1 protein-coding gene is annotated in these 1,395 nt (G+C 43.6%); it reads left to right on the top strand.

What is annotated here, in order from left to right; all coding sequences use genetic code 11:
- Positions 1 to 318 precede the first annotated feature (318 nt).
- A complete protein-coding gene (locus KDK18_RS06270; RefSeq protein ID WP_257254011.1) occupies positions 319 to 1,293 on the top strand; it encodes an IS30 family transposase in 975 nt (324 codons plus the stop codon).
- The last annotated feature ends 102 nt before the right edge of the window (positions 1,294 to 1,395 follow it).

The following is a 1,395-nucleotide window of genomic DNA, read 5'->3' as shown; positions in this document are numbered from 1 at the left end:
ACACTTTTATGTAGGTGTCCTTGACTCCATCCTTGAATCCCTTGCTGTTTGTTGATAATAATCTGGGACATCCACATTTGTAGGTGGTTTCATATAAAAAAGGGACATCCATAAAATCAGTAATAAATGGGAAGAACTGTCAGAAATGTAAAATAAATAGGACACCCACACTTTTAAAAAAGGGACATCCATAATTTAAGAAAAATAAATAGGACACCCATCTGGATTAATAGAATAAGTGCAATCGACTGATATTTCAGATGTGAGCCAGCTGCTGGTACATTCTGTAGCTCTCACACTCAGAAATGGAAGTCAGGAATGAATACACAAACCAGACGATACAAACAGCTGTCTCAGGGACAACGATACCAGATTGAAGCACTTCTTGGGACAGGTCTTACACAGAAATACATTGCTGAGAGAGTTGCCATCAGTGCAAGCGCCTTATCCCGAGAGCTTCAACGCAACACTGATGACAACGGATACTGTGCTGAAGCTGCTCACAGTAAAGCTATTCAACGTAGGAAGTCAGCCAGAAAACATAACAAAGCCGATGAACGACAAATGCCTATTATAAAAAAAGGCCTGCTTCTTGGCTGGTCTCCTGAGAACATCAGCTACAGGATGAAAGTCGAGGTGCCTGAAATCACCTTAAGCCACACTACTATCTACGCTCGTATTGCTGATGACAGGTCCAGCGGAGGCTCTCTGTACAAAAAGCTACCCCGCTTTGGAAAAAGACGCTGCAAGGGCGGTAAACGCAAGGCTGGACGCTCACTGATACCTAATCGTGTTGATATATCTGATCGTCCTGAAGTGGTAGAACTTCGTTCTCGCCTGGGAGACTGGGAGGGTGACACCGTATTTGGACAGGATGCTTATCTGGTGACTCTGGTTGACCGGAAAAGTCGCTTTACACTCATTGATAAAGTGGACAACAAACAAGCTGAAACGGTGGCAGATAGCATGATTAAATTGCTTGGACGAGTATCATCCGTCTGCACGATCACATTGGATAACGGAGGCGAGTTTGCCGCTCATGAAAAGGTAGCTGAAGCAGTAAGTGCTGATGTATTTTTTGCCAAGCCTTATGCCAGTTACCAGAGAGGAACGAACGAAAATACCAATGGTATTATTCGGCGAACCTATCCCAAAAAAATGGCTCTGGGACATCTTACAAGGGAGGACATTCGAACTATGGAGATATTGATTAATACCACGCCTCGAAAGGTTTTAGGTGGGCGAACACCGCTTGAAGTCTACACAGGGGAGTCGTTTGCACTTATTGCTTGAATCCAGCCACACTTATATGTAGGTAATAATCTGGGAAAAAGAGTAAAAAAAATAATCTGGGACACCCACACTTTTATGTAGGTGTCCTTGACTCCATCCTTG

This window comes from Endozoicomonas sp. SESOKO3 (assembly GCF_024606255.1).
Note: the sequence above shows the minus strand (reverse complement) of the source record. Positions and strands in the feature narration are given on the sequence as shown.

Excerpts from the sequence above, each read along its gene's own strand:
- KDK18_RS06270 (WP_257254011.1), top strand. The coding sequence starts at position 319 with ATGAATACACAAACCAGACGATACAAACAGCTGTCTCAGGGACAACGA.